Raw genomic sequence first — 15863 nt, 5'->3', positions numbered from 1 at the left:
TTTGAATTTAGGTTTAGTGCTTATTTTTGCAATATGATAGAAGATAAGAATAGGGAAAAAACATCACTGGAAAAATTAGGGGAATTTGGTTTGATAGCACATCTTACAAAAGACTATCCTGTTCATCATAAATCCACAATAAAGGCTATTGGAGATGATGCGGCCGTATTGGATTTCAATTCAAAAAAGACCGTTGTCTCAACAGATCTATTAATAGAGGGCATTCATTTTGACCTCAGCTACATGCCTTTGAAGCATTTGGGCTACAAGGCCGTCATGGTCAACCTGTCGGACATTTATGCCATGAATGCCATCGCCACACAAATAACGGTTTCCCTTGCGGTTTCTAATCGGTTTCCTTTAGAGGCGTTGGAAGAACTTTATGCAGGAATACGCCTGGCATGCAAAACCTATGGTGTTGATTTAATAGGTGGCGATACCACATCTTCCAAAACAGGAATGCTACTTAGTGTTACCGCAATCGGTGAAGCAGAAGAGAAGGACATTACGTACCGTTCGGGAGCCAAAGCAAACGACTTACTGGTAGTAACCGGTGATTTAGGCGGTGCTTATATGGGTCTTCAGGTTTTAGAGCGGGAGAAAGAGGTATTCAAAGTAAATCCCAACAGTCAGCCAGATTTAGACCCTTATTCCTATATCATAGAACGCCAATTAAAACCAGAGGCACGCAAGGATATGGTAACGCTACTTCAAAAATTAGATGTGCTTCCTACTTCCATGATTGATATCAGCGATGGTCTTTCTTCGGAGATTTTACATCTCTGTAAGAACAGTACGGTTGGTTGTAATCTATATGAAGATAAAATTCCCTTGGACCCAACGGTAATATCCAGCTGTGAAGAGTTTCATATGGACAGTACCATGGTAGCCTTAAGTGGAGGTGAAGATTATGAACTCTTATTTACCATTGACCAATCCGACTTTGACAAAATAAAAGGAAATCCGAACTTAACGGTAATCGGTCATATGACCAACGCTGATCAAGGTGCTCATTTAATTACGAGGGCGGAAACTAAAATTCCGTTGACGGCACAAGGATGGAATTCGTTCAATAATTCTTAAAAGTAAATAATCCCAAGATGTGCCTACGAGACATTGGATGGAACGCCAACATCTGTTTCCACCTAAGCGTCGAAGCATTATAAATCACGATTATCAAATAAAAATCCTGGAAAAAAGAGCGATCTTTACTTACCGTTGTGGGGCGTACGACAGTTAAGATAAAAGGTGCTTACTTTGTTTCCAGGAATAGTTAGTAAATTCCATAACCAGCCACGGGAGTGGAATTTATAGCATTAAAAAACAAAACGATTACGCTACTTGCTGTGCGTTATGTCTTCTTTGATAGATATGTTCTAAAGTTCTGTTGATATCCTGAAGTTCAGGGGTAAGAATAGATAGGTTACCACTAACATCGGTGGTAACTTGCTTACTGCAATGAATGCATTTGTATTCTTTAATATGGGAAGTAACTTTCTTAGAAACTGAGTAGTGGTGGCCAAAAATATTGCAGAATATTTTTTTCATGTTGTAGGGTTTTTTTAGGTGCATAGGTACGATTTGGGGAATCGATAAATGCTAAGGTTTTCTATTGCTGTTTTTGATGATTCTAATTTAAAGAACAATCGGGTTCTTAATTACTTTTCTAAAGTATATCTTTTTAATCATCTGAACTATAATTTGTTGTGATGTAGACAATTCTTGTGGTTAACCTTTAAAAAACAGAGGTAAGCCATTTTTAAAAATCGCATTTCTTATTTTTCATTTATCTTTCCGCTTATTTGTTTAACATGACCAACACCAAAGAAACCCTAGTCACAGCTTTCGCCTTATTCTCCCTTTTTTTTGGAGCGGGTAACCTCCTACTACCTCCGCTTTTGGGTTATAATGCAGGAGAAGACTGGATGTGGGTAACCTTTGGTTTTATGATAACGGCAGTGGTTATTCCTATTCTTGGAATTTTGGCACACGCCAGACTGCAAGGCACGATGTACGACTTTGGAAAAAAAGTGTCTCCTACATTCAGTACGATTTATTGCATTATCGTTTATCTTATTTCTATTACTATACCTTCTCCAAGAACGGCGTCTGCAACACATGAAATGGCCATACATCCTGTGTTTGGTACGAGTCCGTTATTGACCAGCAGCATTTATTTTGCTCTGGTTCTGGTATTTGTTCTGAACCGTTCTAAAATATTGAATTTCATCGGTAAGTTCTTAACACCTCTTATTGTTATTATGCTTTTCGGCGTAATAGGAATCGGCTTGTTCACTTCTGATGGACTAATGAACGTATCTTCTTTTGATGCTCCCGTGGTCAGCGGAATTCTAGAAGGTTATCAAACTTTTGATGCCATCGGTGCCGTAGTCGTTGGAGCTGTAGTTATTATATCATTGAATCTAAAGGGACTAACTTCCTTTGAGGCAAAAAAGGAAATGATACGTAAATCTGGTTTTATTGCCGGTTTGGGGTTGCTTCTAATATATGCAGGTTTAATTTCTGTAGGTTCTTTTTTTGGTTCTGATATTCAAATTGATAATGCCCTAAGCAACGATATGCAACGGGCCAATCTCCTTCGTGGAATTAGCATTGCCTCGTTAGGAGCTTTTGGAAACAAGGTCTTGAGTATGCTAATTGCACTCGCTTGTTTTACTACTGCTGTTGGCATCGTTACAGGTACTGCGGACTATTTTAAGGGACTCTTCAAGGGGTCACAAAAGGCCTATATTATCACGGGAATAGTGGCTTGTTGTATCGGGGTGTTGATAGGTCAGTTAAATTTTCACGCTATCGTTGTCATTGCCATTCCCGCTTTAATGTTCATCTATCCTATTACCATCGTACTGATACTACTGAATGTTCTGCCCGAGAAATTAGCATCTGCCAAAGTATTCAAAGCGGTAGTGATTACGACTATGATTTTTAGCATTCCAGATTTCTTAGCCACGATTGGCCTGGCAGAAGCAGTTTCAAACCTCCAAGACTATATTCCCTTGAGCACCTTTAGCCTAGGGTGGGTATTACCCGCTGTAACAGTTTTTATTATAATGAATTTGATGAGTAATACCAAAAGGACTATATAATCCACTACTCCTTCTTATAGACCACTTCTCCATTAAAAATGGTCATCACTACTTCGGTATTCAAAAACTTATCCTCAGCAACGGTCATAAGATCTTGGTTATAAATAGTAAAATCTGCCAACTTGCCCGCCGTAATCGACCCTTTAATATCCTCCTCAAAAGCACCATATGCAGCGTCCAAGGTATACGACCGCAAAGCCTGGGCTCTTGTCATTTTTTGTTCAGGTTCATAACCTCCTTCGGGTGTGCCTTTTAAAGTTTTACGACTAACGCTGGCGTACAGACTGGCTATAGGATTTAAAGGTTCTACGGGGACATCCGTTCCGTTAACAATAGGAATGCCACTTTGCAGTAAAGTTTGCCACATATAGGCACCTTCCTTAATGCGTTTTTCTCCAAGGCGGTCTATGGCCCAAGGTCTATCGGACGACATATGTACGGCTTGCATCGCGGGAATTACCTGTAATTCTGCAAAACGTGGTATATCATCCGGATGCAAGTGTTGGGCATGTTCAATACGGAATCTATGATCTTTAGTTGTATCGGGTAATTCGGTAAAAGCCGCTTCATATCGATCCAGTATTTCTCTATTGGCCCTATCGCCAATAGCGTGGGCGCAAACCTGAAAGCCATTTCGAAGTCCGTTCAAAGCGGTTTCCTTTACAAATTCCATAGGAAGTGTTTCGTGTCCAAAATGGCCCGGTCTGTCCGTATAAGGTTCTAACAACCATGCCCCACGGGAACCCAATGCACCGTCACAGTTTAGTTTTACGGAACGTATGGTAACCAAATGTTCCGGATCTATCATGGGTCCTTTTTCATACCATTCTCCTAACAATTCTTTATCCCAACCTGTAAGCATGGCATAGATTCTTAGTTTCATTTTATCCTCGGCCTTCATTTGCTCATACAAAGCAATGGTCTCTTTCCCTATTCCCGCATCGTGGAAACCAGTAATTCCATTTCTTTGACAAGCGGCCACGGCCAATTCAAAAGCTTTTTTATCCTTTTCCGCTGTGGTTTCCGGGATATGTTCTGTAATAATCGTCATGGCCCTTTCGTTAAAAATCCCCGTAGGTCTTCCTAACTCATCACGCATTACCTCTCCACCTTCAACTTTAAACTTATCTATACCTTCTTTCGATAGTACTTGTAACCCTGCTATTTCCATGGCTTTTGCATTTGCAAAGCTGGCATGCCCACTAGCGTGTTTAAGATATACCGGGTTGTCTGGAGATACGGCACTGAGTAAATCATGCGTTTGAAATCCGTTAACGGTTACTTCGGGCATATTATCCCATTTACTTTGATGCCAACCCCTACCTATAATCCATTCTCCTGGAGCGGCCGTCTTCACCTTTTCGGCTACGGCATCTACTATCTCCTGATAGCTTTTCGTGTGCATCAAATCAAGATTTAGCTCATTGTAACCTAGCCCCATAAAATGTCCATGTCCTTCAATTAGTCCGGGCGTCATAGTTTTGCCCTTTAAATCTATAAGTTGCGTTTTTTCATCTTTATAGACCTCAGCTTCATCAAGTGTCCCCGCAAATAAAATTTTATCTCCTTTAGTTGCAACTGCTTCAACCTGCGTTTGGGTCGTGTCCACAGTATAGATAGGTCCACCATAAATGAGTAAGGTAGCCGTTTCGCTTTTTGGGCCGTTACAGGCCAATAGTATTAAAAGAAAAAGACTAATTAGAGTTACATTTTGAATTCGCATCGGGTATGGTTTTTTAAAAGCTTGAATTTACGATATAAAACAACTAGTAGAAATACCATTTATAAGAAGTTCAAGTTAATTCCATTATTCTTATGCTGTGAATAAATTGGAATCCATTGATCTTTAGTGCAGATTTTGTATTAAATTAAGTTCCAATCATTGATTATTATGCTGCTTGTCTTTGGTCTTTCAAATACTTTAAAGGTATTTGATTATCGACTCCTGGGTGTCTTATGTGCTTGTTATAGTAATGACAGTATCGTTTGCTCTGTTCATATAGATATCTTCTTGAATCTGGTTGGCTCAGGTATATGCTTGCTTATTTACCCTTCTCCACCGTCTTTCTATAAATACATTATTGATAGTCCTTGCTTTACCATCCATACTTAATTTTATGTTGTTCGACAGAACTAAATGTGTAAATACCTCAGAAGTGAATTGGCTCCCCTGAACGGTATTGATAATCTCCGGCTTACCATGTACCTCAATAGCTTCTTCCAAGGTCTCTTTGCATCACTAAGCGTCCATAGTGTATAATACCTACCAGTTTATTGCAAATCGATTATGGCCACTAGATACATGAACCCTTTGCGCATCGGAATGTCGGTCGCCCATATTTGATTCGGTCTTTCTTTTTTTAGGTTGCCAAGAAGATAAGAATGTACTTTATGTTCCTTATTAAGCTTAGAAGTGTGCCTACCCGTTATGATGGCCTTTAAGCCTATACACGATAACACAACCTTTCTATACGCTTATGGTACTCTTTATGGTCCTTGTACATAGTAAGCCATTTGTGCATCCGTTTGCCACCTTTGAAAAAGTGGTGTGCGTGATGCCCATCCAAAAGACGCATCAACTTCAAGTAGAGTTCGCTTTCTCCTTTAGGATTATAATAAAACCCTGAAAGATATAATTATTAAAGGTTTGACTGCATTTCGATACTTAGGTCGTAATGATCCATGCTTATCATTTTTCTCCTTTCTTTGATCGGTCTTAGCGCAAGGCGTTCTTTAAAAATCGAGCACTACATTTTGCTTGCCTATAACTTTTAACAATCGATCTTCCTTTTCCTCTGCCTCGCTCCTTGGGGATTTGTCTACTTTGGCGAATACCGACTCGGCCTGCGTCAAGAACTCCCGTTTCCATAGGTTTACCTGTTGAGGCGATATCTCGAACCTTTGTGCAAGTTCCTTTGCCGTGTAACGCTCTTTAAGCGCTTCTAAAACTACCTTTTTCTTGCATTTTGAAGGGAATTTAAGTTTCTTTTAGTGAACTTAATTCACTGTCCCGTTTTGGGGGTATATTCAAATATGAATTCCAAACGTTCTTCCGCTGTCAGAAAAAAATATTGAATCACAATGAAATGTTCTATTTACTCGTTAACTATACTATCTGGGAATATTATACTCTGGTTGTAGCCTTACCCGTTTTAGGACATCGCTAAATTCATAAAAATATCTTTATCGTTGACCGTTTCGGGGAAGAATTCTTCCCCGAAACGGTCTTTATACTCTCTCGGTGGCATATCTCCCAATGATGAATGTGGGTGCTGCGTATTGTAATCCTTTTTCCATTTATCGGTCAATGTCCTGATCTGGTGCAGGTCGTTGAACCAGTAGGCATCAAGTACGTCCTCACTGTAAAACCTGTTGAGCCTTTCCATGTAACCGTTCTGCATCGGCCTGCCCGGTTGTACGAACCTTAGTTCCACTCTTTTTCCCTTGCACCATGCCGCCAAGGTCTTCGAGATGAACTCGGGACCGTTGTCACAGCGTATCGTCTTTGGAAGCCCTACTTCCTCTTCCAGATACTCCAAGGTCTCCACGACCTTTCTTGCCGGATAGTTCAGACCTATATCCATGGCCAGTGCCTCACGGTTATAATCGTCCATGACGTTGAACACCCTTACTTTCCTTCCATCGGAGAGAACGTCCGACATGAAGTCCATACTCCATACCTCGTTGAGCGCCGTAGGGGCCTCCAATGGGTTCTTTACCCTTGCGGGCAGTCTTTTCTTATGCTTTCTGCGCAGCTTCAGGTTCGTCTTCCTGTAAACCCGAAGTACACGTTTCCTGTTCCATTTATGGCCTTCGCGACGAAGCCGTTTATAGTACACCTCGAAACCCCTTGTCGGCAGTTCTTCCGCCAACCTCGATAGCGCCTCGACAACTTCCGTATCGTCCTTTTTGGTATGGTAGTACCACATCGAACGGGCAAGCCCGATCACTTGGCAGGAACGCGATACACGGACCGAATAGGCATCCTGAAGGTACTTGGCACGGTGCTTCTTGTCGGAAGGCCCTAGAACTTTTTTGACAGTACGTCCTTGAGCATGCGCACGTCCAGGCTTACGTCGGCGTACATCTGTTTGAGCTTGCGGTTCTCCTCCTCGAGCTCTTTGAGACGTTTCATGTGCGTGACCTCCATTCCGCCATATTTCTTGCGCCAATAATAAAAGGTGCTCTTGTCGATGCCCAGTTCGCGGGATACATCCCCGACACTACGGTCCTGTTCGTTCTCTTTCAAGGCCTTGATGATCTGGCTCTCGGTAAACTTGCTTTTTTTCATGTGACAGTTAAAATTTAAAGTTAGAAAATTCTAATTTTAAGCTGTCCTATTTTTAGGGAAGGCTACATTTTTAGGGAAGGCTACAATACTTATGACTAAATAAATATGAGTTTGAGCAAAATTTCAAACTTTGTTGGTATTAAACAAAATGAAAATTTAGAAAAACATATAATTGTTAATATCAAATTTTCAATGGAACCTTACACCCTTCTGCCTTTTTACCACTTTTATGTCTCGGCAAGGAGACCCATGTTCACCTCCCATCGTCTGAGGGGAGGTGTTTTTACCATTTTCTAAATCAAGGAACAAACTAAATTTATCAACAATTGTATCCAAGTAAGAGTTCCCCGCAACATTAGGGCTAGTGGGCCTGCATCAACCCCTCAATCTCCTCCACTTCAATGGGAATGGTAGCCATAAGGTTAATGGGTTCTCCTTTTTCTTGGATAACCACATCATCTTCCAAACGAACCCCCATCTTTTCTGCCGGAATATAAATTCCAGGCTCTACCGTAAAGACCATATTCGCCTCCATTGGCGTTTTTAACTCGCCATAATCATGGGTGTTTAAACCAATATGATGACTGGTTCCATGCATAAAGTATTTTTTATAGGCAGGCCAATTGGGGTCTTCATTTTGAACATCTGCCTTATCCAACAAACCTAAACCAAGTAATTCCGAAGTCATTAGTTTTCCGCATTCTTTGTGGTATTCTGCCCAAATGGTTCCTGGTATCAGCATTTTAGTCGCCTCGTTCTTTACGCGGAGTACCGCGTTATATACTTCTTTCTGACGTTTGGTGAATTTGCCGTTTACCGGAATGGTACGTGTCAGGTCACTTGAGTAATTGGCATATTCTGCAGCTACATCCATAAGAATAAGGTCTCCAGATTGGCATTGCTGATTGTTCTCCAAATAATGTAACACGTTAGCATTGTTCCCCGAGGCAATAATAGGTGAATAGGCAAATCCCTTGGAGCGGTTTCGGATAAATTCGTGCAACAGTTCCGCCTCGATTTCATATTCCCAAACGCCTGGCCTTACAAATCCCAGCAATCTACGGAAACCTTTTTCCGTAATGGAACAGGCCGTTAACATCATAGCAATTTCCTCCGGCTCTTTTACCCCTCTGATTTTTTGCAAAATGGGATTACTTTTCGCGACGGTATGTGCTGGGAATTTCTTTTTACAGTCCATAATAAACCGGTCTTCCCTGGTCTGTGTTTCCACCGCCTGGCGGTAATGCTCATTGGTGTTAAAATAAATGGTTTCTGCCTCCGTCATCAAATCAAAAAACACCTTATCAAAATCAGATAGCCAATAAATCGTTTCAATGCCAGATACTTCAGTCGCTTGTTCCTTAGTAAGTTTTGCGCCTTCCCAAATGGCAATGTGCGCGTTTGTTTCTCGAACAAAGAGTATTTCCCGGTGTTTTTTATCCATGGCATCCGGGAACAGTAGCAGAATCGTTTCTTCTTGGTCCGCTCCACTTAGATAAAAAATATCACGATGTTGCTCAAAAGGCATGGTGCTGTCCGCACTGATGGGATAGATATCGTTAGAATTAAAAACGGCTATGCTTTTTGGACGCATTTGTGCCGTGAACTTCTTCCGGTTCTTTATAAAAAGTGAATTAGGGATTTGCTCGTATTTCATGAATATTCAGTTTGATGCTAAATTTAAGAATTAAGTACTGCTTTATCATTTTAGGCGGCAAGAAATAATGGATTCACGATAAAATTGAAGTCGTCACTTCTACCGATTTGCCTATCTTAGTATCCTGACATTCACAAGAACTTTTCAATCTTAAAAAAAGTACACATTTATGAAACGAACGGCACTCCTCATCCTGTGCGCATGTATTCTTAGCGCCTGTGGCGAAACAAAAAAAGAAGAAACGCAAGCGGAACTTTTTGCTCGTATAGATACTGAAATAAAACAGAATGCAAAAGTGTACAGTACGCTAAAGGAAGCTACAGAAACCATTGGTCATAGACTTACGGGTTCCGAAAACGGGGCTAAAGCCGAAGAATACACCTTTAATAAATTCAAGGAGTATGGTTTTGACGATGTAGCATACCAAACCTTTGAAGTGGAGGCTTGGGCAAGGGAATCCGTGACTTTGGAAATAGACGGAGCGCCTGTTAAAGTGGTCACCTTAGGACACTCTCCCATTAAAGCGGAGGTTACTGCCCAGATTGTAGATATGGGCAACGGACTGGAGGCCGATTATTTAGCGGACCCCGAAGCGGTAAAAGGAAAAATATCCTTGATATATATTAATATTTTAGAAGGAAGCCCCGAGGGGTTAACCAACCTGCACCGTAGCGAAAAAACGTCTTTAGCTATGAAATATGGGGCAAGAGGTGTTATCATTATCAATCAAGTGCCCAATGGAGTGCTATTAACGGGAACGGCTTCCGTTACGGGAGCACTTATCCCCATTCCTGCGGTATGCATTGGCATGGAAGATGGTATGGCCTTAAAAGAAAAGTTGAAGGATAAAAGTATATCGGCGCATATTCAAATGACCAATAAAAGTGATATTATAAAAGCTAGGAACGTAGTAGCAACTTTAAAGGGTAGTGAAATACCTGAAGAAGAAATTGTCATCGGCGGGCATTTGGATTCTTGGGATTTGGCAACGGGAGCCATAGACAACGGTATCGGTGCTTTTGCCGTTCTGGATATTGCCAGGGCATTTAAGGCGAATAATCTGAACCCTAAAAGAACGGTAAAATTCATTATGTTCATGGGAGAAGAACAAGGTTTGTTAGGGTCTACCTATCTCGTGGAAGAAGCAATTAAGAATAATACCATTGAGCAGATAAAATATATGATGAACCTGGATATGTCCGGAAATCCCATTGGCATGAATGCCGGGGGTAAACTAGAGGATGAAGCATTTTTTAAAGACTTGGGTGCCGCCATACAGCAACAGGATACCATTTATCAGAATACCTTTTCCAATCGTTCCGGATTGCACAGCGATCATCAGCCATTTATGTTAGAAGGTGTTCCTATCCTATCGGTTCATAGTAACCTAGACCGTTCCATCTATGGTTGCTACCATTCCGATTGTGACGACTTTAATCTAGTTAATGAAACCCATGTAACCAACACCTCACGCTTTGGAACCATGATGTTGTACGCACTTGCTGATGCGCCCAAACTTCCTGCGACTAAAATGGATAGCGAGACAACCAAGCAGTTCATGATAGACAATAACTTGAAGGAAAAACTAATGATCGGCGGTGATTGGAAATGGGAAGAGTAAACCCTTAACAAAATAAATAATATGAAAAAGCAGCTATTTTTTCTCTGTTTTTTGATTTTAACCCTTGGCTGTTCCCAAGAGCAGGTTCCTCAACCGACTTCCGATGACTATTTTAAAATAATTCGTCCAGAGTTCAACGGAGAACTGGCTTATGAAACCACTGCTTTTGTAGAACAATACTGGCGGGTGGCGGGCAATACCGGTTTTAATAAAAGTGTATATTGGATTGCAGAACATTTAGAAAAATCAGGATATGTTCTAGAAAATAAAGCAACGGATACGGAACGTCTCACCTACAGAATAGAAAAGCGTGCCATGGCAAACCCTACTTGGGAACCGGTTTCGGCATCGCTCCATATTGAAGGGGAAAAGGATCCCTTACTCCTTTCCTCCACCAATAGAAATATGACCTATCTCAATTCTGCTTCTACTCCAAAAGAGGGGGTTACTGCTGAAATAGTGAATTTAGACACCGATACTAAGAGCAGCATCAAAGGGAAAATTGTCTATACCGAGTCTCGCGCAGGTCAATTTTATGAAAAGATGGTTGCCGAAGGCGCATTGGAATAGTAACCTATAATAACCCATCCTATCTACATCCAGAAAAAAACACGACCTCTATTCAGTTTAGGAGTCTGCCAAACCAAAAGAAAACAAAACTTTGGGGCATTGCTTTGTCCCATAAGGCCAACCAAAGATTAAAAACGAAATTAGAAAAAGGAAGCACTAGGGCTAAAGTGGTCATACAAACCAAAATCTATCCCTCTGAAGAATTGACCGTAGTAGCTAACATCAAAGGCAAAACCCAACCCGATGAACGCCTGGTTTTTAGCGCACACATTCAGGAACCGGGCGCCAACGATAATGCTACCGGTGTTGGGGTACAGTTAGAAATGGCCACCTTGGCGGCAAAACTGTTTCAAGAGAAAAAAATAGACCTTGGTCGCACCATGACCTTCTTATGGGGAGATGAAATTATTTCTACCCGACGATATATCCTAGAGGATAAAAAAAGAGCTACGGGTATCAAATGGGGTATAAGTCTGGATATGGTAGGAGAAAACACGGCTCTAACGGGAGGTTCGTTCTTAATTGAAAAAATGCCCGACCCAAGTGCTATTTGGACTAGGGGTAATGACAAACATTCAGAATGGGGCGGCGAGGTTTTATCCTTAGCTGAAATGAAACCACATTACCTTAACGATTTTATTATCGATAATTTTAAAAAACAAGGGACATATTCAAATTGGGAAGTAAATACCAATCCTTTTGAAGGCGGTAGTGACCATACACCATTTCTTGATGCTGATATTCCCGGACTATTACTTTGGCATTTTACGGATCAATTTTATCACACGGATAATGATCGTTTGGACAAGGTTTCCAAAGCGACACTTAAAAATGTTGGAACAGCCGCACTAGCAAGCGCTCTTACCTTATTGAGTGCAGATAAATCCACAGCACTAGCCGTTCTAAAGAATATAGAAATAGCCGCAACAAACAGGCTAGCCATAGAATTTGAACTGAGCAAGGCAGCAATGGCCAAAAATTCAAATTTTAAAGAACAAATAAAAATACTGAGTGCTTGGGAAGATTGGTATCATAAAACTATGGAAACGGTAAGGGATTTGCATACTGGTTCCGATGAAATCCTAAATACTGCTATTGAAGCGGCGCAGCAAAATTTAAAGTCTTTGGTTCAAAAACAAAAGGGAAAATTAAGGCAATAAAAAAGGGACCCTTTAGAGTCCCTTGGTTTTAAGTTGGTTAATTTACTTTATTGAGGCCGCCTAAGAGTTTAATAACCCTAAGCTTGCCTCGAAATTCTATATTCATTTCGTAAGAATGTGCAATGGGCCTGCCAAGAGATGGCTTACTTAGACATTGCGCCCTTGATCACCCCGATCATGGCCATAATGACACCACCACCAACGCCCCCGCCGGCTACACTTCCAAGGATACCGGAAATATCCATGCCGCCGTCCGTTCCTAGACCCAGCATACCCAGTAAATAGCCTCCTAATCCGCCTCCAAGAATACCCGAAATACTATTTCCTAAGGTACCTAGATTAAGTTTTGGCAATAATTTCCCTGCAACGTTTCCTCCGACCGCGCCAGAGATTAATTGAATGATCAACGGTAAATACTCTTCCATTTTATGTTACTTATTGGTTATATATCAATAAATTAACAATATTTTTTGATATTAAACAATTTATTATGGTTCTAATTAAGAAATTTGTAATGCTTAAAGAATATTTTCTTACAAATTATTTTTTTGGGGTGGCTGAAACTTATTACTAACTTCCCTGATGGAATCTGTAATAAACCAGAATGAAATATTTAACCCTTTTAGTAGTATTAAATGTCGCCCTTAGTACAGCGCAAATTACACCGACCGCTAAGGAAATTAATCTTGGGGCCTTTGCTTATAAAGCGAAATTAGCAGAACAATCATTGGTCAAGAATATCCCTCTAAAAAACATTGGTCCCTCAGTGATGAGCGGCCGTGTCGTGGATATTGCTGTAAATCCCGAAAACACCATAGAATTCTATGTGGGTTATGCCTCTGGAGGTCTTTGGCATACAAATAATAATGGAACTACCTTTACCCCTCTTCTTGATGAGACGGACACCCAAAATGTAGGTGCCGTGGCTGTTCATTGGCCAAGCGGAACCATCTACCTGGGAACGGGAGAAAATAATTCCTCTAGATCTTCCTATGCCGGCATTGGTATCTTAAAATCCGAGGACAGTGGAAAAACTTGGAAAAATATAGGTTTAGCGGACTCCCATCATATTGGCAGGATAATTATTAACCCTAATAATCCCAACGAAGTTGTAGTCGGTGTAACCGGTCATCTCTACTCTGCGAATCAAGAAAGAGGCATTTTTAAAACCGTGGATGGCGGAAAAACTTGGAAAAAAACACTTTATATCAATGATAAAACTGGAATCATAGACGTAGCCTTTGCCCCTGAAAATTTCAATATTCAATATGCCGCAGCTTGGGAAAAGGATAGGAAAGCATGGAACTTTGACGGTAATGGCCCTAATTCCGGAATTTACAAGAGTATGGATGCCGGAGCTACGTGGATAAAAGTCTCTAATGCAGACAGTGGTTTCCCTACGGGAAATGGAGTTGGTAGAATAGGATTGGCCGTTTTTGATGAAAACACGGTATTTGCAGTACACGATAATCAGTTCAGGAGACCCAAGGAAAAAGGAAAAGAAAAGAAATCATCAGGGTTGGTCAAGGATGATTTTAAAACAATGACTTCCGAGGCGTTTTTGAACCTATCGGACAAAAAACTGAATACATTTCTTAAAACCAATAATTTTCAAGAAAAATACCGAGCGGACAATATTAAACAAATGGTTCGCAGCGGAGCCGTGAAGCCTGTTGATTTGGCCAAATATTTAGAAAATGCCAATTCTTTGTTGTTTGACACCCCCGTTATAGGCGCCGAGGTCTACAAAAGCAATAATGGTGGCAAGACATGGTCCAAACAAAACGAAAATTACATCGATGACCTCTTCTACAGTTATGGATATTACTTTGCTCAAATAGCAATAGACCCCAATAACGCTGATAAAATTTATCTGGCCGGCGTCCCGATAATAAAATCCGAAGACGGTGGCAAAACATACGCTTCCATAAACGGGGATAATGTCCATGCGGATCATCATGCAATTTGGGTGAATGCAAAAAGACCGGGCCACATAATCAATGGAAACGATGGTGGTGTTAATATCAGTTATGATGATGGTCAGAACTGGATAAAGAACAACGCACCTACTGTAGGTCAGTTTTATGCCATAAATGTTGATAATGAGGAACCCTACAATGTCTACGGAGGACTCCAAGACAACGGCGTTTGGAAAGGCCCGCATAACGCAGAGGAAAACAGTGCTTGGCACCAAAATGGTCAATACGCTTGGGAATCCATCTTAGGCGGGGATGGTATGCAGGTACAAATAGATAGTAGGAACTCGGATATTGTTTATACAGGATTTCAATTTGGAAACTATTTTAGGTTAGACCTTGCCAATGATAAGAGAACCTACATACAACCCAAACATGAATTGGGAGAAACACCGTATCGGTTCAATTGGCAGACCCCCATTTTATTATCCCCTCACAATCAAGATATTCTATATATAGGAGGTAATAAATTACACCGTTCCCTCAATCAAGGTGATGACTGGGAAACGATTTCGCCCGACCTCACCCAAGGCGGTAAAGAAGGAAATGTCGCCTATGGTACCCTAACAACGATTGCAGAGTCTCCATTTAAATTTGGGCAAATCTATACAGGAAGTGATGATGGTATAGTGCAGCTTACCCAAAACGGAGGAGGCACTTGGACTATAATCTCAGATTCCTTTCCAAAAAATCTTTGGGTCAGTAGGGTTCTTGCATCAAAACATAAGAGAGAAAGGGTGTATGTTACCTTGAACGGTTACAGATGGAACGATTTTAATGCCTATTTACTGGTAAGTGAAGATTATGGCACTACTTGGAAATCTTTGAGCAACAACATCCCAAAATCACCCCTTAATGTTATACTCGAGGATTCCGAAAACGAAAATATCCTATACTTAGGAGCTGATAACGGATTGTATGTTTCTTTTGATCGAGGTAATACTTGGGAAGTATTTCAAAACGGAATGCCCAATGTTGCGGTACATGATTTAGTCATTCAGCCCAGGGCAAAACATCTGTTGGTTGGTACCCATGGCCGAAGTATTTATAAGGCAGATATCGCCAAGCTACAAGATATGACTCCCGAAATAATGAATAAAAGTCTTTATGTTTTTGATTTGGAAACCCTTAAGCATAATAAGAATTGGGGCAATGCTTGGAGTTCTTGGTCCAAACCAAACACGCCAGGACTCGATATTACTTTCTATAGTTCAGCAGCGGATACGTACCAGGCCATAATCACCTCAGCCGATGCTATTGAGGTAAGCGCGACAGAAATTGTGGCAGACAAGGGACTGAATATCCTATCGTATGATGTTGCCTTCTCCAAAGCCGGAAAGTTGAACTATCTAAAAAAACACAAAACGGATTTACCCATAGCTAAAAACGGAAAGACATACTTACCGACCGGCACCTATACGGTGGAACTGTCTGGGAACGGCACCAAAGAGTCCAAAAAGTTTACGATCGAATAATGGAAT

12 protein-coding genes and 2 pseudogenes are annotated in these 15863 nt (G+C 41.0%); 6 read left to right on the top strand and 8 right to left on the bottom strand.

The genetic code is table 11. The features are described from left to right. Nucleotides 1–33: 33 nt before the first annotated feature. Nucleotides 34–1083, top strand: coding sequence for a thiamine-phosphate kinase (gene thiL / locus BFP77_RS07715; RefSeq protein WP_099573451.1), 1050 nt, complete (start codon nucleotides 34–36; stop codon nucleotides 1081–1083). A 249-nt stretch (nucleotides 1084–1332) separates the two neighbouring features. Here thiL and BFP77_RS07710 read toward each other — a convergent pair whose 3' ends face one another. Continuing rightward, a complete protein-coding gene (locus tag BFP77_RS07710) occupies nucleotides 1333–1548 on the bottom strand; it encodes a hypothetical protein (protein ID WP_099573510.1) in 216 nt (71 codons plus the stop codon). A 263-nt stretch (nucleotides 1549–1811) separates the two neighbouring features. On the opposite strand from BFP77_RS07710, the gene brnQ reads away from it, so the two are divergent. Next, the gene (brnQ, locus tag BFP77_RS07705) at nucleotides 1812–3107 is read left to right on the top strand and encodes a branched-chain amino acid transport system II carrier protein (RefSeq protein ID WP_099573450.1); all 1296 of its coding nucleotides are present in this window, start codon (nucleotides 1812–1814) and stop codon (nucleotides 3105–3107) included. A gap of 4 nt (nucleotides 3108–3111) precedes the next feature. On the opposite strand, the gene BFP77_RS07700 is transcribed toward brnQ, so the two are convergent. The 6 genes and pseudogenes from BFP77_RS07700 to BFP77_RS07675 all read right to left on the bottom strand — a co-directional run bounded on the left by BFP77_RS07700 (nucleotide 3112) and on the right by BFP77_RS07675 (nucleotide 9055). Beyond that, nucleotides 3112–4830 carry an amidohydrolase gene (locus BFP77_RS07700; RefSeq protein WP_099573449.1) on the bottom strand — a complete coding sequence of 573 codons (1719 nt, stop codon included), beginning with the start codon at nucleotides 4828–4830 and terminating at the stop codon, nucleotides 3112–3114. A 303-nt stretch (nucleotides 4831–5133) separates the two neighbouring features. Beyond that, nucleotides 5134–5331 carry a hypothetical protein gene (locus BFP77_RS17125; protein ID WP_099573448.1) on the bottom strand — a complete coding sequence of 66 codons (198 nt, stop codon included), beginning with the start codon at nucleotides 5329–5331 and terminating at the stop codon, nucleotides 5134–5136. Between the two features lie 509 nt (nucleotides 5332–5840). After that, a pseudogene (locus tag BFP77_RS07690) lies at nucleotides 5841–6080 on the bottom strand (transposase); the annotation flags it as partial. A 179-nt stretch (nucleotides 6081–6259) separates the two neighbouring features. Beyond that, nucleotides 6260–7279, bottom strand: a complete 1020-nt coding sequence (locus tag BFP77_RS07685; RefSeq protein ID WP_257212906.1) for an IS3 family transposase — start codon at nucleotides 7277–7279, stop codon at nucleotides 6260–6262. After that, nucleotides 7246–7398, bottom strand: a pseudogene (locus BFP77_RS17315) (transposase); the annotation flags it as partial. The pseudogene BFP77_RS17315 and the gene BFP77_RS07685, both read right to left, overlap by 34 nt. Nucleotides 7399–7759: 361 nt before the next feature. After that, entirely contained in the window at nucleotides 7760–9055 is a 1296-nt protein-coding gene (locus BFP77_RS07675) for an aminopeptidase P N-terminal domain-containing protein (protein ID WP_099573446.1), read from the bottom strand. Between the two features lie 169 nt (nucleotides 9056–9224). Here BFP77_RS07675 and BFP77_RS07670 point away from each other — a divergent pair, with 169 nt between their 5' ends. The 3 genes from BFP77_RS07670 (at nucleotide 9225) to BFP77_RS17305 (ending at nucleotide 12406) form a co-directional block, all read left to right on the top strand. Then, on the top strand, nucleotides 9225–10676 hold the full coding sequence (locus BFP77_RS07670; protein ID WP_099573445.1) for a M20/M25/M40 family metallo-hydrolase: 1452 nt from the start codon (nucleotides 9225–9227) through the stop codon (nucleotides 10674–10676). A gap of 21 nt (nucleotides 10677–10697) precedes the next feature. Beyond that, the gene (locus BFP77_RS17310) at nucleotides 10698–11246 is read left to right on the top strand and encodes a hypothetical protein (protein ID WP_257212905.1); all 549 of its coding nucleotides are present in this window, start codon (nucleotides 10698–10700) and stop codon (nucleotides 11244–11246) included. A 104-nt stretch (nucleotides 11247–11350) separates the two neighbouring features. Next, entirely contained in the window at nucleotides 11351–12406 is a 1056-nt protein-coding gene (locus tag BFP77_RS17305; RefSeq protein ID WP_257212904.1) for a M28 family peptidase, read from the top strand. Between the two features lie 143 nt (nucleotides 12407–12549). Here the strand turns inward: BFP77_RS17305 and BFP77_RS07660 are convergent, their stop codons facing one another. Then, nucleotides 12550–12831 (bottom strand): hypothetical protein, encoded by a 282-nt coding sequence (locus BFP77_RS07660; RefSeq protein ID WP_099573444.1) that lies wholly within the window; start codon nucleotides 12829–12831, stop codon nucleotides 12550–12552. A gap of 179 nt (nucleotides 12832–13010) precedes the next feature. On the opposite strand from BFP77_RS07660, the gene BFP77_RS07655 reads away from it, so the two are divergent. Next, nucleotides 13011–15857 carry a VPS10 domain-containing protein gene (locus BFP77_RS07655; RefSeq protein ID WP_099573443.1) on the top strand — a complete coding sequence of 949 codons (2847 nt, stop codon included), beginning with the start codon at nucleotides 13011–13013 and terminating at the stop codon, nucleotides 15855–15857. The last annotated feature ends 6 nt before the right edge of the window (nucleotides 15858–15863 follow it).

The organism is Maribacter sp. 4U21, assembly GCF_002742365.1.
Lineage (GTDB): Bacteria > Bacteroidota > Bacteroidia > Flavobacteriales > Flavobacteriaceae > Maribacter.
This window is presented reverse-complemented; position numbering and strand designations above follow the sequence as displayed.

Excerpts from the sequence above, each read along its gene's own strand:
- BFP77_RS07710 (WP_099573510.1), bottom strand. The coding sequence starts at position 1,548 with ATGAAAAAAATATTCTGCAATATTTTTGGCCACCACTACTCAGTTTCT.
- BFP77_RS07655 (WP_099573443.1), top strand. The coding sequence starts at position 13,011 with ATGAAATATTTAACCCTTTTAGTAGTATTAAATGTCGCCCTTAGTACA.
- BFP77_RS07660 (WP_099573444.1), bottom strand. The coding sequence starts at position 12,831 with ATGGAAGAGTATTTACCGTTGATCATTCAATTAATCTCTGGCGCGGTC.
- BFP77_RS17310 (WP_257212905.1), top strand. The coding sequence starts at position 10,698 with ATGAAAAAGCAGCTATTTTTTCTCTGTTTTTTGATTTTAACCCTTGGC.
- brnQ (WP_099573450.1), top strand. The coding sequence starts at position 1,812 with ATGACCAACACCAAAGAAACCCTAGTCACAGCTTTCGCCTTATTCTCC.
- thiL (WP_099573451.1), top strand. The coding sequence starts at position 34 with ATGATAGAAGATAAGAATAGGGAAAAAACATCACTGGAAAAATTAGGG.
- BFP77_RS07670 (WP_099573445.1), top strand. The coding sequence starts at position 9,225 with ATGAAACGAACGGCACTCCTCATCCTGTGCGCATGTATTCTTAGCGCC.
- BFP77_RS07700 (WP_099573449.1), bottom strand. The coding sequence starts at position 4,830 with ATGCGAATTCAAAATGTAACTCTAATTAGTCTTTTTCTTTTAATACTA.
- BFP77_RS07675 (WP_099573446.1), bottom strand. The coding sequence starts at position 9,055 with ATGAAATACGAGCAAATCCCTAATTCACTTTTTATAAAGAACCGGAAG.